This window comes from Mycobacterium paraffinicum (assembly GCF_001907675.1).
In the GTDB taxonomy this organism is placed as follows: Bacteria; Actinomycetota; Actinomycetes; order Mycobacteriales; family Mycobacteriaceae; genus Mycobacterium; species Mycobacterium paraffinicum_A.
This window is the reverse complement of the sequence record NZ_MPNT01000042.1, coordinates 23,925-44,947: the sequence shown is the minus strand read 5'-3', so window position 1 is coordinate 44,947 and position 21,023 is coordinate 23,925. Positions and strand designations below refer to the sequence as shown.

Sequence of the window (21,023 nt, the reverse complement as noted above, 5' to 3'; positions counted from 1 at the left end):
TGGGCCCGGAAGCCCCGCCGCCCCCGCCGGTCCGGGCGTACAGCGTGAACTGGGACGACATCGCGCAGTGTGAGTCGGGCGGTAACTGGTCGATCAGCACCGGGAACGGCTTCTCCGGTGGCCTGCAGTTCACCCCGAGCACTTGGCGCGCCAACGGCGGGTCGGGTTCGCCGCAGAGCGCGAGCCGTGAGGAGCAGATCCGGGTCGCCGAGAACGTGCTGCACTCGCAGGGCATCGGCGCCTGGCCGGTCTGCGGACGCCGCGGCTGACCGACGCGCCAGACCAAGTAATGCCGGGCCTTGGGCCCGGCATTACTTGTCTTCGGGTCCGGTAGCGTCGGGCCCGTGACCGCAACGCCGCGCGAATTCGACATCGTGTTGTACGGGGCGACTGGCTTCGTTGGGAAGTTGACCGCCGAATACCTGGCGCAGACGGGTCCGGGCACGCGAGTGGCGCTGGCCGGCAGGTCAACCGAGCGGCTGCGGGCCGTCCGCGACACTCTCGGCGAGACAGCGCAGTCCTGGCCGCTGATCCCCGCCGACGCCTCGTCGCCGTCGACGCTGAACGAGATGGCGGCCCGCACCCAGGTCGTCATCACCACGGTCGGCCCCTACACGCGATACGGGCTGCCGCTGGTGGCCGCCTGCGCCGCGACGGGCACCGACTATGCCGATCTGACCGGCGAACCGCCCTTCATCCGCGACAGCATCGACCAGTACCACAAGCAGGCCGCCGACACCGGCGCGCGCATCGTGCACGCGTGCGGATTCGACTCCATTCCCTCCGATCTCAGCGTGTATGCGCTCTACCTGGCGGCCCGCGACGACGGCACGGGTGAGCTTGCCCAGACCGATTTCGTCGTGCGCTCCCTCTCCGGCGGGCTCTCCGGCGGCACCCTGGCATCGTTGCTCGAAGTTCTCGACGCCGCCTCCGGGGATCCCGACATCCGGCGCCAGTTGACCGACCCTTACACGCTGAGCCCCGATCGCGCCGCCGAACCGGAGCTGGGCCGCCAGCCCGATCTGCCCTGGCGTCGCGGACGCCAGATCGCGCCCGAACTGGCCGGCGTGTGGACCGGCGGATTCATGATGGCGCCGGCCAACACCCGAATCGTCCGGCGCAGCAACGCGTTGTTGGACTGGGCCTACGGCCGGCGCTTCCGCTACACCGAGAGCATGAGCCTCGGGTCATCGCCCCTGGCGCCGGTGGGATCCGCCGTCTTGAGCGGCGTGGGCAACGCCAGCGTGGAACTGGGCAGCCGCTATTTCAAGTTGTTGCCGCGCCGGCTGGTGGAACGCGTCGTCCCGAAGCCCGGCACCGGCCCCAGCGCGGCGGTTCGCGAGCGCGGTTACTACCGCACCGAGACGTACACCACCACAACCACCGGCGCCCGATACGTCGCGCGCATGGAACAGCGCGGAGACCCCGGCTATAAGGCGACCTCCGTGCTGTTGGGGGAGTGCGGCCTTGCGCTGGCATTCGACCGTGGCAAGCTCTCGGATCTGCGCGGCGTGCTGACTCCCGCGGCTGCCATGGGTGACGCGCTGCTGGCCAGGTTCCCCGCCGCGGGTGTGACGCTGCACGTCGACCGGCTGGCATAGTGAGCCGACTCACCTGCGGTTTGGGCACTTACATCGGGGTAAACGGCGCTCCCTAGAATTGACGGGTGACCGCCAGCCGCAGCCCCGCCACCGACCTGCCAAAGTCGTGGGACCCCGCTGCGGCCGAAGCTGCGATCTACCAGAAGTGGCTCGACGCGGGCTACTTCGAGGCCGACGCGACCAGTCCCAAACCCGGGTACTCCATCGTGCTGCCTCCACCGAACGTCACCGGCAGCCTGCACATGGGCCATGCGCTGGAACACACCATGATGGACGCCCTGACGCGCCGTAAGCGGATGCAGGGATACGAGGTGCTGTGGCAGCCGGGCATGGACCACGCGGGTATCGCCACCCAGAGCGTGGTGGAAAAGCAGCTGGCGGTCGACGGCAAGACCAAGGAAGATTTCGGGCGGGAACTGTTCGTCGACAAGGTGTGGGACTGGAAGCGCGAGTCCGGTGGCGCCATCGGCGGCCAGATGCGTCGGCTCGGCGACGGGGTGGCGTGGAGCCGGGACCGGTTCACCATGGACGAGGGCCTGTCGCGGGCGGTGCGCACCATCTTCAAGCGGCTCTACGACGCCGGGCTGATCTATCAGGCCGAGCGGCTGGTCAACTGGTCCCCGGTGCTCGAGACGGCGATCTCCGACCTCGAAGTCAACTACCTTGACGTCGAAGGCGAACTGGTGTCGTTCCGCTACGGCTCGCTCGACGACTCGCAACCCCACATCGTGGTCGCCACCACGCGGGTCGAGACGATGCTCGGCGACACCGCCATCGCGGTGCACCCCGACGACGCGCGCTACCGCCACCTCGTCGGCACCACCTTGCCGCACCCCTTCGTGGACCGGCAGCTGCTCATCGTCGCCGACGAACACGTCGACCCGGAATTCGGCACGGGTGCAGTGAAAGTCACGCCCGCCCACGACCCGAACGACTTCGAAATCGGCCTGCGGCACCAGCTGCCGATGATTTCCATCATGGACACCAAGGGCCGGATAGCTGACACCGGAACACAGTTCGACGGCATGGACCGCTTCGAGGCCCGCGTCGCGGTGCGCGAGGCGCTGGCCGCCCAGGGCCGCGTCGTCGAGGAGAAGCGCCCCTACCTGCACAGCGTCGGGCACTCCGAGCGCAGCGGCGAACCGATCGAGCCCCGCCTGTCGCTGCAATGGTGGGTGCGGGTGGACTCGCTCGCCAAGGCCGCGGGTGACGCGGTTCGCAACGGCGACACCGTGATTCACCCCGCCAGCCTGGAGCCGCGCTGGTTCGCCTGGGTCGATGACATGCACGACTGGTGCATCTCGCGACAGCTGTGGTGGGGCCATCGCATCCCGATCTGGTACGGGCCCAACGGGGAGCAGGTGTGCGTCGGGCCCGACGAGGCGCCGCCGGAGGGCTGGGAGCAGGATCCCGACGTTTTGGACACCTGGTTCTCGTCGGCGCTGTGGCCGTTTTCCACGCTGGGCTGGCCGGAGAAGACTCCGGAGTTGGAAAAGTTCTATCCGACCAGCGTTTTGGTGACCGGATACGACATCCTGTTCTTCTGGGTGGCGCGGATGATGATGTTCGGCACCTTCGTGGGCGACGACGACGCCATCACCCTCGACGGCCGCCGCGGCCCGCAGGTGCCGTTCACCGACGTGTTCCTGCATGGGCTGATCCGCGACGAATTCGGCCGCAAGATGAGCAAGTCCAAGGGCAATGTCATCGACCCGTTGGACTGGGTGGACATGTTCGGGGCGGACGCGCTGCGGTTCACGCTGGCCCGCGGCGCCAGCCCCGGCGGTGACCTGGCCGTCGGCGAGGACGCCGTGCGCGCGTCGCGTAATTTCTGCACCAAGCTGTTCAACGCCACCCGGTACGCACTGCTGAACGGGGCCCGGCTCGCGCCGCTGCCCCCGCGCGACGAGCTGACCGATGCCGACCGCTGGATCCTGGGACGGCTGGAAGAGGTTCGCGCCGAAGTCGATTCGGCGCTCGACGGTTACGAGTTCAGCCGTGCCTGCGAGGCGCTCTACCACTTCGCCTGGGACGAATTCTGCGACTGGTACGTCGAATTGGCCAAGACGCAGCTGGCCGAGGGGCACGCGCACACCACCGCCGTGCTGGCCGCGGTGCTCGACACACTGCTGCGGTTGCTGCATCCCGTCATCCCGTTCCTCACCGAGGCGCTGTGGCAGGCGCTGACCCACCAGGAGTCGCTGGTGATCGCCGACTGGCCGGAGTCGTCGGGCATCGACCTGAATCCCGTTGCCGCTCAACGGATCAGCGACATGCAGCGATTGGTCACCGAGGTCCGCCGGTTCCGCAGCGATCAAGGCCTGGCCGACCGGCAGAAAGTGCCGGCCCGGCTGGGCGGAATGGACGACGCGGACCTGAGCGGACAGGTCACCGCGGTGACGTCGCTGGCGTGGCTCACCGCGCCGGGCGACGATTTCCAGCCGTCGGTGTCGTTGGAGGTGCGGCTCGGCCCCAACATGGACAGCACGGTCGTCGTCGAACTCGACACCTCGGGCACCATCGATGTCGCGGCGGAACGCCGCCGGCTGGAGAAGGACCTCGCGGCGGCGCAGAAGGAATTGGCTTCCACCACAGCCAAATTGGCCAACGAAGACTTTCTGGCCAAGGCCCCGCCGAATGTCGTCGGCAAGATCCGCGACCGCCAGCGGGTGGCCCAGGACGAAGCCGACCGGATCACCGCGCGGCTGGCCGGGTTGCAGTGAGCGAGCCCTCCGAGTGGTCCGAGCCCGGCGAAGCCACCAGTCTGGCCCCGACCCCCGACGAGATCGCTTCCCTGTTGCAGGTCGAACACCTGCTGGACCAACGCTGGCCGGAGACCAAGATCGAGCCGAGCCTGACCAGGATCAGCGCGCTGATGGACCTGCTGGGCTCACCGCAGCTGGCCTATCCCTCGATTCACATCGCCGGGACCAACGGCAAGACCTCGGTCGCCCGCATGGTCGACGCGCTGGTGACCGCGCTGCACGGGCGCACCGGGCGAACCACCAGCCCGCACCTGCAGTCGGCGGTTGAGCGCATCGCGATCGACGGACGCCCCATCAGCCCGGCGCAGTACGTCGCGACCTACCGGGAGATCGAGCCCTTCGTGCAGATGATCGACGCGCAATCGGAAGCCGCCGGCGGACCGGCGATGAGCAAGTTCGAGGTGTTGACCGCGATGGCGTTCGCCGCTTTCGCCGACGCGCCGGTCGACGTCGCGGTCATCGAGGTCGGCATGGGCGGGCGGTGGGACGCCACCAATGTCGTCAACGCGCCGGTGGCGGTCATCACCCCGGTCGGAATCGACCACGTCGAGTACCTCGGTCACGACCTCGCCGGCATCGCCGGCGAGAAGGCCGGGATCATCACCAAAGCGCCCGAAGGCGCTCCGGACACCGTCGCGGTCATCGCGCGCCAGGCGCCCGAGGCGATGGAGGTGTTGCTGGCCCAGACGGTGCGCGCCGACGCCGCGGTGGCCCGCGAGGATTCGGAGTTCGCGGTCCTGGGGCGTCAGGTCGCGATCGGCGGACAAATGCTGGAGCTCCAGGGCCTCGGCGGGGTGTACTCCGACATCTACCTGCCGCTGCACGGCGAACACCAGGCGCACAACGCGGCGGTGGCACTGGCGGCGGTGGAGGCCTTCTTCGGCGCCGGCGCTCAGCGGCAGCTCGACGTCGAGGCGGTGCGGGCCGGGTTCGCCGCCGTCACCAGCCCCGGCCGGCTGGAGCGCATGCGCAGCGCACCCACCGTGTTCGTCGACGCCGCGCACAACCCGGCCGGTGCGGCCGCGCTGGCGCAGACGCTGAGCGACGAATTCGACTTCCGCTACCTGGTCGGTGTGCTCAGCGTGCTGGCCGACAAGGACGTCAACGGCATCCTTGCCGCGCTCGAGCCCGTGCTGGACTCGGTCGTCGTGACCCACAACGGTTCGCCGCGAGCGCTGGACGTCGAGTCGCTGGCGTTGGCGGCCGGCGAGCGATTCGGGCCGGAACGGGTGACCTCGGCCGAGAACCTGCGCGACGCCGTCGAGGCCGCGACCGCGTTGGTCGACGACGCGACGCTGGACGCGGACGCGGAGGCCTTCTCCGGTACCGGGATCGTCATCACCGGCTCGGTCGTCACCGCCGGGGCGGCGCGGACCCTGTTCGGCCGTGATCCGGAATGACGGACCAGAACCGGGCTGATCCCTGGAAGAGCTTCGGCGCGGTGATGGCGGCGACGCTGTTGCTGGAGGCGATCGTGGTGTTGCTGGCGATTCCCGTGGTGGGGGCGGTGGGCGGCGGGCTGACGCCGGTGTCGCTTGGCTACCTGGTCGGGGTGGCCGGGCTGCTCGTCGTCCTGGGTGGGGTGCAGCGCAAACCCTGGGCGATCTGGGTGAACCTGGCCGCTCAGTTGCTCCTGCTCGCCGGCTTCGCGGTGTATCCGGGCGTGGGATTCATCGGGGTGCTGTTCACCGGCTTGTGGGCCGTGATCGCCTACTTCCGCGCCGAGGTGCTGCGCCGTCAGCGGTAGGGCGGTCGCCCTCGCCGCCCCACCGATCGCCGCCCGGTTCTGTACGCTGTGCGCCGTGACCGAACGGACCCTCGTACTGATCAAGCCGGACGGCGTCGAGCGGCAGCTGATAGGGGAAATCCTCAGCCGCATCGAGCGCAAGGGCCTGACCATTGCCGCGTTGGAGCTTCGGCACGTCGGCGAGGACCTCGCCGCCGAGCATTACGCCGAGCACGAGGGCAAGCCCTTCTTCGGATCCCTGCTGGAGTTCATCACCTCGGGGCCGGTGGTGGCCGCGATCGTCGAGGGACCGCGGGCGATCGCCGCGTTTCGACAGCTGGCGGGCGGTACCGACCCGGTGGACAAGGCCACCCCGGGGACGATCCGGGGCGATTTCGGGCTGGAGACGCAGTTCAACCTGGTGCACGGGTCCGATTCCACCGAGTCCGCGAAGCGCGAAATCGCACTTTGGTTTCCCGGCGCGTAGCGCCCCAGCTAACGACGCCGCGCGGCCTCGCGCGGGGCGCGTTTACTCAGGGGCGGTTGGGCTCGCCGGGTGATGTGGGATACTGACGGAGGGTGAACGTCGCCGGACCGGTGTCGGACACCCGAATGAAGACTTAGACAAGCGCGATCATCGCCATCCCGCGTTGGTGCGCGGCATGTCAGGCCGTCATTCAGCACGGCGCCGAGTGGGTTCCCCGCGAACCGCTCGGGGCGAGACCATCACAAGTCCGGGAGAAGTCCACCCGGACCCATAGCGAAGCCCTCGCGTGGCCGCGTCGCAAGGACGCGCCCGGGGGCTTGAGGAGAATACGTGGTAGACGGTGCACCATCCACAGAGTCATCCGAAGAGCCGACAGGGCACGACGAACTGCCGGACCGTCTGAGAGTTCATTCGCTGGCACGGACGCTGGGGACCACCAGTAAGCGGGTGCTGGACGCGCTGAGCGCGCTCGACGGGCGGATTCGCAGCGCGCACTCCACCGTCGACCGCGAGGACGCGGTCCGGGTTCGCGATCTGCTGGCGGCGCAGCCCGATGCCGGCGCTGACGCCGCCGACGCGGCCGCGACCGGCGAAAACACCGAGGAACCCGAATCCCGGCTGATGCTGGCGGCCCCCGAGAACGTCGCCGAGCGACCGCACTACATGCCGCTGTTCGTCGCGCCGCAGCCGATGCAGGCGGACGAGGAGGACGGGAACGCCGACGACGACTCCGACTCCGACGATTCCGACACCGACGACGAAGACGACGAACAGACCGATCGCCCGGCCAACCGGCGGCGGCGTCGTGGCCGTCGCGGTCGTGGCCGCGGCCGCGGTGAGCAGGGCGGCCCCGATGGTCAGAGCGACGCCGGTGACGACGACGAGCCGCAACAGCGGGGCCAGAAGGCGGGCCGCGGCGACTCCTCCGACGGCGAGGACGATGACGGCGACGACTCTGACGACTCCGACGATTCCGACGACTCCGACAGCGGTGACGACGGCTCGGCGGAGGGCGCCAGCCGCCGCCGCCGCAGACGTCGGCGCCGCAAATCGGGCTCGAGCGACGACGGTGACGAAAACTCGTCGCCGGACGACCCGCCGAACACCGTGGTGCACGAGCGCGCGCCGCGCAGCGGCAAGAACGGCGGCGGCAACGGCTCGTCGAACGCCGAGATCAAGGGCATCGACGGCTCCACGCGACTGGAAGCCAAGCGGCAGCGCCGCCGGGACGGCCGCGACGCCGGGCGGCGCCGCCCACCGGTTCTGACCGAGGCGGAGTTCCTGGCGCGCCGCGAGGCCGTCGAGCGGATCATGGTCGTGCGCGACCGGGTCCGCACCGAGCCGCCGCATCAGGGGGCGCGCTACACCCAGATCGCGGTCCTCGAAGACGGCATCGTCGTCGAGCACTTCGTGACGTCGGCCGCCTCCGCCTCGTTGGTGGGCAACATCTATCTCGGAATCGTGCAGAACGTGCTGCCCTCGATGGAGGCCGCGTTTGTCGACATCGGCCGCGGCCGCAACGGCGTGCTCTACGCCGGCGAGGTCAACTGGGAAGCCGCGGGACTGGGCGGGTCGGACCGCAAAATCGAGCAGGCCCTCAAACCGGGCGACTACGTCGTGGTCCAGGTCAGCAAGGACCCCGTCGGCCACAAGGGCGCCCGGCTGACCACCCAGGTGTCGCTGGCCGGCCGGTATCTGGTCTATGTGCCGGGCGCGTCGTCGACCGGCATCAGCCGCAAGCTGCCCGACACCGAACGCCAGCGGCTCAAGGAGATCCTGCGCGAGGTCGTGCCCTCCGATGCCGGGGTGATCATCCGCACCGCGTCCGAGGGCGTCAAAGAGGACGACATCCGCAGCGACGTCACCCGCCTGCAGGAGCGTTGGAAGCAGATCGAGGCGAAGGCCGCCGAAATCAGCGAGAAGGCCGCCGGCGCCGCCGTCGCGCTCTACGAGGAGCCGGACGTGCTGGTCAAGGTGATCCGGGACCTGTTCAACGAGGACTTCGCCGGCCTGATCGTGTCCGGTGACGAAGCGTGGACGACCATCACCGACTATGTGAATTCCGTTGCGCCCGATCTGGTTTCGAAGCTGAGCAAATATGAGCCGCCCAGCGGTCCCGAGGGGCAGGCCGGCCCGGACGTGTTCGCCGTGCACCGCATCGACGAGCAACTCGCCAAGGCGATGGAGCGCAAGGTGTGGCTGCCCTCGGGCGGCACGCTGGTGATCGATCGGACCGAGGCCATGACGGTGGTCGACGTCAACACCGGCAAGTTCACCGGTTCCGGCGGCAACCTCGAGCAGACCGTGACCAAGAACAATCTGGAGGCGGCCGAGGAGATCGTGCGCCAACTGCGGTTGCGCGACATCGGCGGCATCGTGGTCATCGACTTCATCGACATGGTGCTTGAGTCCAACCGCGACCTGGTGTTGCGGCGGCTGACCGAGGCGCTGGCCCGTGACCGCACCCGCCATCAGGTTTCCGAGGTGACGTCGCTGGGCTTGGTCCAGCTGACCCGCAAGCGGCTGGGAACGGGGCTGATCGAGGCCTTCTCCACGTCGTGCACCCACTGCGGCGGCCGCGGGATCCTGCTGCACACCGACCCGGTGGACTCGGCCCCTTCGAATGGGCGCAAGTCCGAATCCGGTGGCCGCCGGGGGAGGCGCTCCAAGAAGAACCGGGCCGAAGAGCCGGTGGTGGCCAAGGTGCCCGCGCATGCTCCCGGCGAGCACCCGATGTTCAAGGCGATGGCGGCCGGCGGGTCCAGCCAGAACGGCCCGGATGACGAAGAATCCGACGAATCCGCCGAGGAAGGCACCAACGAGCCCGACGAGCAGCGGCAACGGGACGTGGCCGACGTCGAGGACACGGATGAGGAGGACTTCGAGGAGTCCGACGACGACGCCGACGACGAGTCTGACGACGACGCCGAGGACGAGTCCGACGACGACCTCGACGAGGACGACGACGAGGACCTCGACGACGAGGAAGACCTCGGCGACGATGACGACGACCTGGAAATGGACGACGACGACCTGGACGTCGAGGACGACTCCGATGACTCCGACGACGAGGGGTCCGTCAACGCCGGACCGGGGTTCGGACGTCCGCGGCGGCGCCGCGCGGCCGGCCGGCCGGCGGGCCCGCCGATCCATGTGGACTGACCAGGGCCGGTTTGACCCTTTAGTCGCTGGTCAAGTACCCTAGGACAGTTGTCGCCAGGCCGTTTGGACTTTGGCGGGCGACAGCGGGACTCCCGGGCAAGTCGGCGCGGACCCGCAACCCAGACCCACCACGCGCACGCCGGTGGCTCGCGCGCGAGGAGCCGGCTGAGCAGAGGAAAGAAGGCAGGAGCAACGATGGCGACCTACGCAATCGTCAAGACGGGCGGCAAGCAGTACAAGGTCGCCGTCGGTGACGTGGTCAAGGTCGAGAAGCTCGACTCCGACCCGGGTGCGAACGTCTCGCTGCCCGTCACCCTGGTCGTGGACGGCGCGAAGGTGACCACCGACGCCGCGGCCCTGGCCAAGGTGGCGGTGACCGGCGAGGTGCTCGAGCACACCAAGGGCCCCAAGATCCGTATCCACAAGTTCAGGAACAAGACCGGCTACCACAAGCGTCAGGGGCACCGCCAGCAGCTGACGGTCCTGAAGGTCACCGGGATCAAGTGATGAGCCGTCAGGCGAAGAACAGACAAGACTGAGCGGAGACCACAGACATGGCACACAAGAAGGGCGCTTCCAGCTCGCGTAACGGTCGCGATTCGGCTGCGCAGCGGCTGGGCGTGAAGCGGTTCGGCGGCCAGATCGTCAAGGCGGGCGAGATCATCGTTCGCCAGCGCGGCACCAAGTTCCACCCCGGTGTGAACGTTGGGCGTGGCGGCGACGACACGTTGTTCGCCAAGGCCGCCGGGGCCGTCGAGTTCGGCGTCAAGCGCGGTCGCAAAACCGTCAGCATCACCCCCCAGGTCTAGGCCTCGCGAGCCGGGGGCGCCGCCCCCGTGCGGGGAAACGCCGCGGCGACTTCGCGAGGTATTTTCGCCCTGGCGTGAGATCCGAAGGGCTGGTATCCGATGCCTCGATTTGTCGATCGGGTCGTCATCCACGCGCGCGCCGGTTCCGGCGGTAACGGCTGCGCGTCGGTCCATCGCGAGAAATTCAAGCCGCTGGGCGGTCCCGACGGCGGCAATGGCGGGCGCGGCGGCAGCATCGTGTTCGTCGTCGACCCGCAGGTGCACACCCTGCTGGACTTCCACTTCCATCCGCACGTCACCGCGCCGTCGGGCAAGCAGGGGATGGGCAACAACCGCGACGGGGCGGCCGGCGCGGACCTGGAAGTCAAAGTTCCCGACGGCACCGTCGTATTGGACGAAAACGGCCGGCTGCTCGCCGATCTGGTCGGCGCGGGCACCCGCTTCGAGGCCGCGGCCGGTGGTCGTGGCGGCCTCGGCAACGCGGCGCTCGCGTCGCGCGCCCGCAAGGCCCCCGGCTTCGCGCTGCTCGGTGAGGAGGGCGAAACCCGGGACCTGACGCTTGAGCTCAAGACCGTCGCCGACGCGGGTCTCATCGGGTTCCCCTCGGCCGGGAAATCCTCACTGGTATCGGCGATCTCGGCGGCCAAACCAAAGATCGCCGACTACCCGTTCACCACGCTGGTGCCCAACCTCGGCGTGGTCTCTGCCGGCGAGCACACCTTCACCGTCGCCGATGTTCCCGGCCTGATCCCCGGTGCGTCGCAGGGCCGCGGCTTGGGCTTGGATTTCCTTCGGCACATCGAGCGCTGCGCCGTGCTGGTGCACGTCGTCGACTGCGCCACCGCGGAGCCCGGCCGCGACCCGATCTCCGACATCGACGCGCTGGAAGCCGAACTGGCCGCGTATACGCCCACCCTGCAAGGGGATACGACGCTGGGCGACCTCGCCGAGCGGCCACGTGCGGTGGTGCTCAACAAGATCGACGTGCCCGAGGCGCGCGAGCTCGCCGAGTTCGTCCGCGACGAGATCGCCGAGCGCGGTTGGCCGGTGTTCCTGGTGTCGACGGTCTCCCGGGAAGGGTTGCAGCCGTTGGTATTCGGGCTGTGGCGGATCATCTCGGAATACAACGCAGCCCAGCCGGAGATCGTGCCGCGGCGGCCGGTGATCCGTCCGGTTCCCGTCGATGACAGCGGCTTCTCCGTCGAGCCCGACGGCGAGGGTGGCTTCGTGGTGACCGGAGCCCGACCCCAGCGATGGGTGCGGCAGACCAACTTCGACAACGACGAAGCCGTCGGCTACCTCGCCGACCGCCTGGCCCGGCTGGGCGTCGAGGACGAACTGCTGCGGCTGGGCGCGCAGCCCGGGTGCGCGGTGACCATCGGGGATATGACGTTCGACTGGGAGCCGCAAACACCCGCGGGACAACACGTGGCGATGTCGGGGAGAGGCACCGACGTGCGGCTGGAACGCAGCGAGCGCACCGGCGCCTCGGAGCGGAAGGCGGCCCGGCGTCAGCGTCGTGAACGCGGTGACGAGTCGTGACCGCGCATCGTGAGGCGATCCGGACGGCGCGCAGCCTGGTGGTCAAGATCGGGACCAACGCGCTGACAACAGACTCCGGGGTGTTCGACGCCGGACGGCTGGCCGGCCTGGCCGACGCCATCGAGTCGCGCATGAAGGCGGGCACCGACGTCGTCATCGTCTCGTCGGGCGCCATCGCGGCGGGCATCGAGCCGCTCGGATTGACCCGCCGCCCCAAGGATCTGGCGACCAAGCAGGCCGCGGCCAGCGTCGGGCAGGTCGCGCTGGTGAACGCGTGGAGCGCGGCGTTCGCCCGGTACGGCCGCACGGTGGGGCAGGTGTTGCTGACCGCGCACGACATCTCCATGCGGGCCCAGCACACGAACGCCCAGCGCACCCTGGACCGGCTGCGGACCCTGCACGCGGTGGCAATCGTCAACGAGAACGACACGGTGGCCACCAACGAGATCCGGTTCGGCGACAACGATCGGTTGTCGGCGCTGGTGGCACATCTGGTCGGCGCCGAAGCCCTGGTGCTGCTTTCCGACATCGACGGGCTGTACGACTCCGATCCCCGAAAAACCAAGGGCGCCCGATTCATCGAGGAAGTATCGGGCGCGGCGGATCTGGCCGGTGTGGTCGCCGGCCCGGGCGGCGACCTTGGAACCGGAGGAATGGCGTCCAAGATGTCGTCGGCATTGTTGGCCGCCGATGCCGGGGTGCCGGTGCTGCTGGCCGCGGCGTCCGACGCCGCCGCCGCGCTCACCGATGCCTCGGTCGGCACGGTCTTTGCCGCACGGCCCGCCCGGATGTCCGCCCGCCGGTTCTGGCTGCGCTATGCCGCCGAAGCGGCCGGCGCGCTGACGCTCGACGAGGGTGCGGTACGCGCGGTGGTGGACCAGCGTCGTTCGCTGTTGGCGGCCGGGATCACCGCCGTATCGGGCCGGTTCTACGCCGGAGACGTCGTCGAATTGCGCGGCCCGGACGCCGCCATGGTGGCCCGGGGCGTGGTGGCCTATGACGCCACCGAACTGGCGACCATGATGGGCCGGTCAACCACAGAGCTGCCGGGCGAACTCCGTCGGCCCGCGGTGCACGCCGACGACCTCGTGGCGGTGTAGGGCGGCTAGCTGAACGGGTTGCTGTTGTCCTGCCAGGCCGCCGACTCGGGACGCGGCCCGAAACGGCGGGCGTAGTCCTCATGCATCTTCGCTTGCTTCCTGTTCTTGATCACATCGACCAGATTCGGGTCGAGGCCATGCTGGGCCAGCCGGTGCCGTCGCCAAACCTTGTTCAGCGCAAGCGAGATCAGCAGCGCCCAGATGTAGAGCGGCGCCGTCATCTCGGTGTGCACATACAACGACGCGGGGAGCAGCCAGAAAGGCGCGAGAACGAACAGCGGCGGGATGGCCCAGCGAATCATGTGCCTGCGTACGGCTCCGGGGCCGGCCAGGTCGTTGGCCACCCAGGTGCGCATCGAGCTGGGCAGGCATCGACCGTACGAGTAGGCGATGTATTGCCAGACGTTCGGTTTGGTGTCGGTCATGGTGGCTCCTACTGGGCGGACGGATCAGGATTGTAATGCGCCCGCTGCCAGGGCGGCCGTGTTGATGCGGGTGAGCACTCGGTGCAGGTGTTGAAGCTCATCGATGTCGACGCCGAGGCGCTCGACCACGGCGGGCGGAATCTTCAGCGCACGTCGACGCAGGGCGGTGCCGCTTTCGGTGAGTTTCACCTCGGTGGTGCGCTCGTCGACGGCGCTTCGGGTGCGGGTGATCAGGCCGAGCGCCTCCAGGCGCTTGAGCATCGGTGACAGGGTGGCCGAATCCATCTGCAATGTGGCGGCAATGTCCTTGACCGACAGCGGTTTCCGTCGTGCCTCGGGCGCCTTCTGGTGATCCCAGAGGGTCAGCATCACCAGGTACTGGGGGTGCGTCAGCCCCAACGGCTCCAAGAGCGGCCGGTAGACCGCCAAAACGGCGCGGTTGGTCACGCTCAGCGCGAAGCAGACCTGCTGTTCGAGGGAAAGCGGGTCGATCTCCGGTGCGGTCAGCGGCGCCACAATTGCATGGTAAGCGAATAGTTAGGGTCCTAACTATATCGGCTTGGTCACACCACCGGTGCATCACCGGGCCGTGGTCGGCTTGAGATACAGCGTGGCCCACACGATCTCGGCCAGCGTGTCGGCCAGTTCGCCGTCGTAGCCGGCGGGCGCGGTCGGCAGATTCTGCTGGCACGCCCGCTCGACCATCCACGTCAGCGCGCTGGCGGTGGTGGCCGCGGGTAACTCCGGCCGGATCGAGCCATCGGCTTGACCGTCTTCGATCACCCGGGTCATCCGCCCGGTGACGGCGGTCAACAGGTTGCGGTAGGTCGCCGCGACCAGCGGATCGTAGCCGGCCATCTCGTTGAGGGCGACCAACACCGGTTGGTGACGCCGATAGCTGGCGATGATGCCGTCCATCGCGGCGCGGACGTCACCGGGATCGTGCCGCCCGGCCACGCGCCACCAGCGGTCCGCGCTGTCGGCGAGGTCGGCGAACACCTGGTTGGCCAGGCGGCGCAGCAGGTGCCCCTTGTCCTCGAAGTAGATGTAGAAGCTCGCGCGCGAGATGTCGGCCGCGCTCGACAGCCGGTCCACGCTGAGCTCGGTGAAACTGGCACCGTCGCGCATCAGTCGCTCGGTGGCGTCCAGCAGTCGGCGTTCGATCTGTTCTCTGCGCTGCTGCCGCTCCTGTTCGCGGTTGGCCTGCGGCTTTCGGGTGACCGATGGCATTTCTCCAGCATAGAACGCTATTGGACAGCTTGACTAGACACTATGTCTAGGAATAGTGTCGCGGGGAGTCTGTGACCGAGGTCATATCCAACGGAGGATCGCCATGACCGTGCTGACCGGGACGTCGGGCCGCGAAAAGCCTGGTCGCCCCTACGACCCCATCGACCTGTCCTCGCGCGCGTTTTGGTCGACGACGGCGGCCGAGCGGGAACGTTCGTTCGCGGTGTTGCGGGCCGAGCGGCCGGTGAGCTGGCACCCGCCGGTCGAGGACGCGCTGATGCCCGATCCCGCCGATCCGGGCTATTGGGCGGTCACCCGGAGGGCCGACATCGCCACCGTCAGCCGCAACAACGAGGTGTTTCTGTCGGGCCAGGGCGTGATGTTCGAGAACATCCCCGTGGAACTGCTCGAAGCGTCCCAGTCGTTCCTGGCGATGGACCCGCCGCGGCACACCAAACTGCGCAAACTGGTCAGCGCCGCGTTCACCCCACGCCAGATCCGCCGCGTCGAGGACTCGATCAGGGCGAACGCGAGGGCGATCGTCGAAGAGCTGCGCGCGGCCGGCAGCGGCGCGGACTTCGTCGAGCACTGCGCCAAGCAACTGCCGATCCGCACCCTGTCGGACATGGTGGGCATCCCGGATTCGGAGCGGGAGCGGGTGGCGCACGCCGCCGACGCGCTGGTGTCCTGGGCCGACCCCATTTACCTCGACGGTCGCCACCCGCTGGAGGTTCTGCTGGAGAACCAGGGGTATCTGCACCAAATCGCCGGCGCATTGGCCGCCGAGCGCCGCGACCATCCTGGCGACGACCTGTTCAGCGGCCTGGTGAACGCCGAGGTCGACGGTGACCGGCTGACTGATGCGGAGGTGGCCGCCTTCTTCGTGCTGCTTTCCGTGGCGGGCAACGACACCACCCGTCAGACCACCAGTCACGCGATCAAAGCTCTGACCGACTTCGGAGATCAAAGAGCCTGGCTGATGGAGGATTTCGACAACCGGATAGGAACGGCCATCGAGGAATTCGTCCGCTGGGCCAGTCCCGTCATGACCTTCCGCCGCACGGCGGCAACGGATTTCGAGCTAGGTGACCAGACGATCCGGGCGGGGGAGAAGGTGGTGATGTTCTATCCGTCCGGCAATTGGGACACCGAGGTGTTCGACCATCCCGAGCGATTGGACCTGAGCCGCAGCCCCAACCCGCACGTCGGCTTCGGCGGCGGCGGCCTGCACTTCTGCCTCGGGGCGCATGTGGCCAGGGCGCAGTTGCGGGCCATCTTCGGGGAGCTGTTGCGGCAGCTGCCGGACATTCAGGCGGGCGATCCCTCCTACGTGGCGGGCAATTTCGTCCACGCCATCCGCAGCATGCCGTGCACGTTCTAAAGGATTGCCAGCGGCGATAACTCGTCAACGAGCAAGGTCAGCAGCTCGGAGCAGCCGCCGTCGACCTTGACGGTGGCCAGGTCATCCCCGCGGGTGGGGCCGCGGTTGACGATGGCGATCGGCGTGCCGAGCGCGGCGGCGTGGCGCACGAACCGGTAGCCGGAGAACACCGTAAGCGAGGAACCGGCGACCAGCAGCGCGTCGGCCTCGTCCACCAGTGAATACGCTTGGTCGACAACGGCTTTGGCCACGCTCTCACCGAAGTAGACGATGTCCGGTTTGAGCATGCCGGCGCAGTTCGGGCAGTCGAGATAGCGGAACGAGGCGGTGTCGGCGACGACGGCGTCGGCGTCCGGGGCGACCGCCAGACCGCCGACCGCTTCGGCGCGTTCGATGAATCCCGGGTTGAGCGCTTCCAGCTGATCGGCCAGCGCAGCGCGGCCCATGGTGTATCCGCACCCGAGGCAAACCACCCGCGCAAAGGTGCCGTGCAGGTTGACGACGTTGGCGCTGCCGGCCTTGGTGTGCAGCAGGTCGACGTTCTGGGTGATCACCCCGCTCACCACCGAAGCGCGCTCGAGCGCGGCCAGCGCCCGGTGTCCGGCGTTGGGCAGCGTGTCGTCCATGTGTCGCCAGCCGACGTGGTTGCGCGCCCAGTAGCGCTGCCGGAATACCGGATCCGAGGTGAACTGGCGGATCGTCATGGGATTGCTGGGCGGCGAATCGGGCCCGCGGTAGTCGGGAATACCCGAGTCGGTCGACAGGCCGGCGCCCGTCAGCACCGCGATCCGACGACCGGCCAGCAACGCGACCAGCTCCGGCGATTCGGCGCGGTCGGCGGTCATCTGTTCGAGAGTACGGGTCGTCGACGACGCGCCATAAGAGGATGTGGTGGGCTATTCGTCGTCTCCCTGCGTTTTGCCACTCAGCCTCTTGCGTTCGTACTCTTGTATGTCTTCCGCGCACTGCAAAGCCTGCTTGGCGATGATGCGCCCGAGTTCGGTGTAAGCCGCGAATTGGCCTTCGTTGAACCACTGATCCGACGTGGGGTCGTGCGGAAACTGCGGCTGGGCCGCCGCGTAGGTCAACAACCAGTACGGGCAGCGCTGCCACAGAACGGCTTTGGCGACTATCAACACGCCTTTGCATTCGGGAAGGCCTGCGGCGGGCGGGTAGGTGATCGTGCCAGCCACCACCGTGCCCTTGGTGACCCGCTGTTTCAGGCTGGCGAAGGTCCCGCGCTCGTCGACCTTTCCGGTGCCCGGGGCGATGTCGTCGACCTTGTAGGGACCGTCCTCGCTAAGTCGGATTTTGACGCCCAGCTCGTAGCGGGCCAGGCGTATCGCGTCGGTAAGCCCGCTGGCCAGCGGCGGGGTGTCGCCCCCGCCGTCGATGCAGAAGATGAGCCGACAGCGCCGCCGCAACGCCTCGACCAGGCCGAGGTTCTCGTAGTGACCGCCGTCGGTGACTTGGACCAGGCGCGCGTCCTCGTAGTTCATCCCGAACAGCTCCCGGTAGAAATAGCTGGCCCCGCGGATGGACGGCAGCGATTTTGGCCACGGCCTGCCGATATCGTCCGGATCGGCGCAGTTCTTTGCCGCTGCGCAGGCCAGCTTGGCGGCAAAGTTCGGATTCGGGAGCCAAGTGCCAAGCCGAGCGCCGGAGGCGGCGAGCAGCGTCTGGAATCCCTTGTTCTGGCGGCCCATCGCCGACGCGAACGCCGCTCCGCTGATGGCGACCGCGGCCTCGACGGTCAAATCCCGTTGCAGCCGCGGCGGGCACTCCGCGATCAACTTCTCGGTGTCGAACCAGCCCAGATCCGGACCGCCGACATGGTCGGCGGACAGGACATACGAGACGGCGTTGAGACCTGGCGCGGGTCGCGCGCGTCCGGTGAGGGTAGCGGCCGCAGCGAATACGAAGCGCGGGCCGCCGGCCGGCACCCGGCCCTTCCGGTCGAGCCAGGTCCATTCGTCGCCGTACCATCGGGCCTGCCACGCCTGCGGTGCGTCGCTCCCGGCTTCGGGCATCGGCCCGAGCGGCAACCGCCGTACCGCGAAGGTTTGCGCCAGCCGTCGCCGGTAGAACGGGTGCAGGCTGAGCGACGTGACGTCAGCGAAGCCGATGAACAGCGCGAGAGCGCCGAGCCCGCCCAGCCACCATTGCCAGTTCGGGATCGCCCCAAGATGGATGCCATCGCCACCTGTCATCTGCTGAAACGCGCCCGCCGCGAAGCTGCCCAGGGTGATCAGCCACACCGCCAGCAAGACCGCAAGGGTGAACACGACCAGGAGAATCTGCCAAACACCCACAGGCACCAGTGATTTCCACCACGATGGCCTCGCCAGATCGCCAGGAAGTTTGACCTTTTTCCAGACCATCGCGACGATCGCCGTCAAGTAATTTAAACCGATCACGCCGGTAATGGCCGCCGCCGTCACTCCGCCGCGCTGGCCGGCATCGACGCTGTGCCCCAGTTTTGTGCACAGCCGCATAAGCACAGGCAGGCCCACAGTGATCATCAAAATAAGCAGGCCGAACACCGCACTGGCCTGCGATAACAGCGTCATCCGCACCCGCCACCACTCGCTTCGCGTGCCGTTACCGGCCCATTCGGCGAAGGTGGCGCAGACGGTGAAAAACCCAGTCAGAAGCGCGAATAGCCCCAAAGCCCACCATGCCGCCGGGTGGTTGATCAGCGACCACAGCACTTCCGGATTGTCATGCTTGAACGCGTCGGTGACCTTGTCGTTCGGCACCGGGACGAGCGCGGCGATGGAGCCGGCGGGCAGGGCCAGCAGGAACCCGGCCGCACTCCCCACGATGACCGGCACGATGAACAACGTGATAAGCGAGGCGACGAGGTTCTTCAGGACTTCGGCGAGGGCCCGGATCAGAGTGATCGGGGAATCCGCGATATAGCTTGCCCCCCTGCGGAAGTGGTCAAATTCGACCGAGCCTTCCTCGAAACGTTCTGAAAGCAGGGGCTTCTCGGGCGCGTCTACGGTGGGTTGGGTGGCCAGCAGTCGTGCGCCTGCGGTGTAGCCGCCGCCGGACACCGAGATCACGTAGTCGACGGTGTCGATTAGCGTTCCCTTGCGGGTACCCGACGTCGTCCCATCCCCCGTCACGGGGTTAATTGCTTTTGCCTTGGAGAAGACTTGCACCGCCCCCATCGCCACACATGCCGATCGGACCCCGCCGCCGGACAGGCAAACCGCCTGCACTGGCTCGGGTTTGCGATTTGCGATCACGGCATTCGCCCCCGGCACGTTGTATGCGTCGACCCAGCTCCATTCCTCTTTACTCATTTCGGCCGCATGTTGTCCGCGCCAGGTCATGTCGGGCAATTCGGGATCCTCTAGGGCGCGCTCCCACCAGTTGTCAGCCGAAACAGCCCCTAGGACGTCACGTCTTCTGCCTTTGCGTCGCCGCCGCGCCAGTCGGCTCCACGCCGCTAACTCACGGAAGCCGATCGCCGGCGCGGCCACTACGCCGGCCAGAGCCAGCAGCGCCGCGCACCATTTCACGATCGCGGCCGCCGCGGTCGCGGTGATCAAGATCTTGGGGACCTGGGGGATGTGTGCGGTGATGACAAGCAGGCAGTCCTCGATCACATTGGCGGCGACCGTCACGGCCACTGCGGTAAGCACGTAGCGTGACAGCCCGCGCCCGAATCCTGAGATCGCGCGAAGTCGAAAGATCCAGGCGCATCCGCCCAGAAACAGCGCGTAGCCGCCGATGAACAGGAGGTCGGCGGCGAGCGCGGCGCCCAGAGCGCTTCGGACATCCGCGACGGCGGCGCTGCGGTCGCCATATGTGTAGCGCGCAAGATTGGGTATCCACGCGAGATGAAGAAACCACCCAGCCGTCGCCACACCGACGGGGATCATCACCAAAGGCAGGACTACTGCGAACTTCCGCTTCACCGCTCACCGAGCCAATCGCACGAACCCTGGGCCATCCGCGTCTGATTTTCGCGGAAGAATCCGTATCTTATTCACAATTGGATCGAAATTCCGGCGAATGCGCGGGCGGTGTAGCAAATTGCCTCGTCGGATCACCGCGCTAATTGCGACGCGACCATGTCTGGTAATCATAGAGCCGCAGCCGACGGCTGGATCCCGAAACTTTGACCACAGCAGCGGTAAAACCAGCAAAGTGCAACTGTTGCGGCTATGCCCATTCGTTGCCAAACGCACCCGAAATGCGGGCGGCTGCGGTCCCCTAACCGAGGCAGTCCGCGGCGGTGGTGATCTCCGCCGACATGTTCTTTGCCATCATCTTGCACGCCGCTTCGGCAAGCTCGGCGTCGATACCGGCGACGGCGTCGGTGGGGATGACGACCTGAAAATGGCGCACGTAGGCGTCGAGGGCGGTGTAGAGGATGCACTGCTCGGTGACCTGCCCGGTGAGGACCAGCCGCTTGGTCTCCAGCCGGTTCAACAAATACGCCAGCGCGGTCGCATAGAACGCGCTGTGCCGCACCTTTGTCATCACGCGGCAGTCCCCGGACGGCACGATCGGCTTGACCAGATCGGGCCGGGCCCCGTCGAGCGCGGAGCCGACGATGTCGGAGAACTGGGCGGCGAAATCGCCGTAGTTGTCGTTGACGTAGATCAGGTCGACGTTGTCGGATTCGCGTGCGCGCCGGACCAAATCGGCCAGCGGGTCGATGATCTTCGCGACATTGGGTATTAGTTCCTCAGCGTCGGGATGCTGATAGGTGTTCATCATGTCGACCACCACGACGGCAGTATCGCTCATGATGGAGGGGATACCCGGCGGCCGCGGG

At 67.8% G+C, this 21,023-nt stretch carries 18 protein-coding genes; 12 read left to right on the top strand and 6 right to left on the bottom strand.

What is annotated here, in order from left to right:
• The 11 genes from BRW65_RS27695 to proB form a co-directional block, all read left to right on the top strand.
• The coding region (locus BRW65_RS27695; RefSeq protein ID WP_139273268.1) for a transglycosylase family protein at positions 1–269 on the top strand (269 nt) is incomplete at its 5' end.
• Between the two features lie 75 nt (positions 270–344).
• Entirely contained in the window at positions 345–1,601 is a 1,257-nt protein-coding gene (locus BRW65_RS27690) for a saccharopine dehydrogenase family protein (RefSeq protein ID WP_073880175.1), read from the top strand.
• A gap of 65 nt (positions 1,602–1,666) precedes the next feature.
• A complete protein-coding gene (locus BRW65_RS27685; protein ID WP_073880173.1) occupies positions 1,667–4,324 on the top strand; it encodes a valine--tRNA ligase in 2,658 nt (885 codons plus the stop codon).
• Entirely contained in the window at positions 4,321–5,766 is a 1,446-nt protein-coding gene (folC, locus tag BRW65_RS27680; protein WP_073880171.1) for a bifunctional tetrahydrofolate synthase/dihydrofolate synthase, read from the top strand. The genes BRW65_RS27685 and folC overlap by 4 nt, the downstream gene beginning before the upstream one ends.
• Complete coding sequence (locus BRW65_RS27675) at positions 5,763–6,113, top strand: DUF4233 domain-containing protein (RefSeq protein WP_073880169.1); 351 nt, start codon at positions 5,763–5,765, stop codon at positions 6,111–6,113. Before folC ends, BRW65_RS27675 begins: the two co-directional genes overlap by 4 nt.
• Positions 6,114–6,168: 55 nt before the next feature.
• Complete coding sequence (gene ndk, locus BRW65_RS27670) at positions 6,169–6,579, top strand: nucleoside-diphosphate kinase (RefSeq protein WP_073880167.1); 411 nt, start codon at positions 6,169–6,171, stop codon at positions 6,577–6,579.
• A 330-nt stretch (positions 6,580–6,909) separates the two neighbouring features.
• Positions 6,910–9,741: an Rne/Rng family ribonuclease gene (locus tag BRW65_RS27665; protein WP_084188036.1), complete on the top strand. Its 2,832-nt coding sequence runs from the start codon at positions 6,910–6,912 to the stop codon at positions 9,739–9,741.
• A gap of 195 nt (positions 9,742–9,936) precedes the next feature.
• Positions 9,937–10,248, top strand: coding sequence for a 50S ribosomal protein L21 (rplU, locus tag BRW65_RS27660; protein ID WP_007169506.1), 312 nt, complete (start codon positions 9,937–9,939; stop codon positions 10,246–10,248).
• Between the two features lie 47 nt (positions 10,249–10,295).
• Complete coding sequence (gene rpmA / locus BRW65_RS27655; RefSeq protein ID WP_067752467.1) at positions 10,296–10,550, top strand: 50S ribosomal protein L27; 255 nt, start codon at positions 10,296–10,298, stop codon at positions 10,548–10,550.
• A gap of 99 nt (positions 10,551–10,649) precedes the next feature.
• Positions 10,650–12,092, top strand: a complete 1,443-nt coding sequence (gene obgE / locus BRW65_RS27650) for a GTPase ObgE (RefSeq protein ID WP_073880165.1) — start codon at positions 10,650–10,652, stop codon at positions 12,090–12,092.
• Positions 12,089–13,192: a glutamate 5-kinase gene (proB, locus tag BRW65_RS27645; RefSeq protein WP_073880163.1), complete on the top strand. Its 1,104-nt coding sequence runs from the start codon at positions 12,089–12,091 to the stop codon at positions 13,190–13,192. The genes obgE and proB overlap by 4 nt, the downstream gene beginning before the upstream one ends.
• A 5-nt stretch (positions 13,193–13,197) precedes the next feature.
• Here proB and BRW65_RS27640 read toward each other — a convergent pair whose 3' ends face one another.
• The 3 genes from BRW65_RS27640 to BRW65_RS27630 form a co-directional block, all read right to left on the bottom strand.
• On the bottom strand, positions 13,198–13,617 hold the full coding sequence (locus tag BRW65_RS27640; protein WP_073880161.1) for a DUF5313 domain-containing protein: 420 nt from the start codon (positions 13,615–13,617) through the stop codon (positions 13,198–13,200).
• Between the two features lie 24 nt (positions 13,618–13,641).
• Complete coding sequence (locus BRW65_RS27635; RefSeq protein WP_073880159.1) at positions 13,642–14,133, bottom strand: MarR family winged helix-turn-helix transcriptional regulator; 492 nt, start codon at positions 14,131–14,133, stop codon at positions 13,642–13,644.
• A gap of 63 nt (positions 14,134–14,196) precedes the next feature.
• Entirely contained in the window at positions 14,197–14,847 is a 651-nt protein-coding gene (locus BRW65_RS27630; RefSeq protein ID WP_073880157.1) for a TetR/AcrR family transcriptional regulator, read from the bottom strand.
• A 103-nt stretch (positions 14,848–14,950) separates the two neighbouring features.
• Between BRW65_RS27630 and BRW65_RS27625 the strand changes: the two genes are divergently transcribed.
• The gene (locus tag BRW65_RS27625) at positions 14,951–16,228 is read left to right on the top strand and encodes a cytochrome P450 (RefSeq protein ID WP_073880155.1); all 1,278 of its coding nucleotides are present in this window, start codon (positions 14,951–14,953) and stop codon (positions 16,226–16,228) included.
• Here the strand turns inward: BRW65_RS27625 and BRW65_RS27620 are convergent.
• From BRW65_RS27620 to BRW65_RS27610, 3 genes are all read right to left on the bottom strand, one after another.
• Positions 16,225–17,073, bottom strand: a complete 849-nt coding sequence (locus tag BRW65_RS27620) for an SIR2 family NAD-dependent protein deacylase (protein WP_073880153.1) — start codon at positions 17,071–17,073, stop codon at positions 16,225–16,227. The genes BRW65_RS27625 and BRW65_RS27620 overlap by 4 nt on opposite strands.
• Positions 17,074–17,124: 51 nt before the next feature.
• The gene (locus BRW65_RS27615) at positions 17,125–20,124 is read right to left on the bottom strand and encodes a hypothetical protein (protein ID WP_139273266.1); all 3,000 of its coding nucleotides are present in this window, start codon (positions 20,122–20,124) and stop codon (positions 17,125–17,127) included.
• Between the two features lie 331 nt (positions 20,125–20,455).
• Positions 20,456–20,995, bottom strand: coding sequence for a cysteine hydrolase family protein (locus BRW65_RS27610; protein ID WP_073880149.1), 540 nt, complete (start codon positions 20,993–20,995; stop codon positions 20,456–20,458).
• Positions 20,996–21,023: the final 28 nt, after the last annotated feature.

What these genes read in the sequence shown, in the direction of transcription:
- BRW65_RS27625 (WP_073880155.1), top strand. Translation starts at nt 14,951, where the DNA reads ATGACCGTGCTGACCGGGACGTCGGGCCGCGAAAAGCCTGGTCGCCCC.
- BRW65_RS27675 (WP_073880169.1), top strand. Translation starts at nt 5,763, where the DNA reads ATGACGGACCAGAACCGGGCTGATCCCTGGAAGAGCTTCGGCGCGGTG.
- obgE (WP_073880165.1), top strand. Translation starts at nt 10,650, where the DNA reads ATGCCTCGATTTGTCGATCGGGTCGTCATCCACGCGCGCGCCGGTTCC.
- rplU (WP_007169506.1), top strand. Translation starts at nt 9,937, where the DNA reads ATGGCGACCTACGCAATCGTCAAGACGGGCGGCAAGCAGTACAAGGTC.
- BRW65_RS27610 (WP_073880149.1), bottom strand. Translation starts at nt 20,995, where the DNA reads ATGAGCGATACTGCCGTCGTGGTGGTCGACATGATGAACACCTATCAG.
- rpmA (WP_067752467.1), top strand. Translation starts at nt 10,296, where the DNA reads ATGGCACACAAGAAGGGCGCTTCCAGCTCGCGTAACGGTCGCGATTCG.
- BRW65_RS27620 (WP_073880153.1), bottom strand. Translation starts at nt 17,073, where the DNA reads ATGACCGCCGACCGCGCCGAATCGCCGGAGCTGGTCGCGTTGCTGGCC.
- BRW65_RS27640 (WP_073880161.1), bottom strand. Translation starts at nt 13,617, where the DNA reads ATGACCGACACCAAACCGAACGTCTGGCAATACATCGCCTACTCGTAC.
- BRW65_RS27630 (WP_073880157.1), bottom strand. Translation starts at nt 14,847, where the DNA reads ATGCCATCGGTCACCCGAAAGCCGCAGGCCAACCGCGAACAGGAGCGG.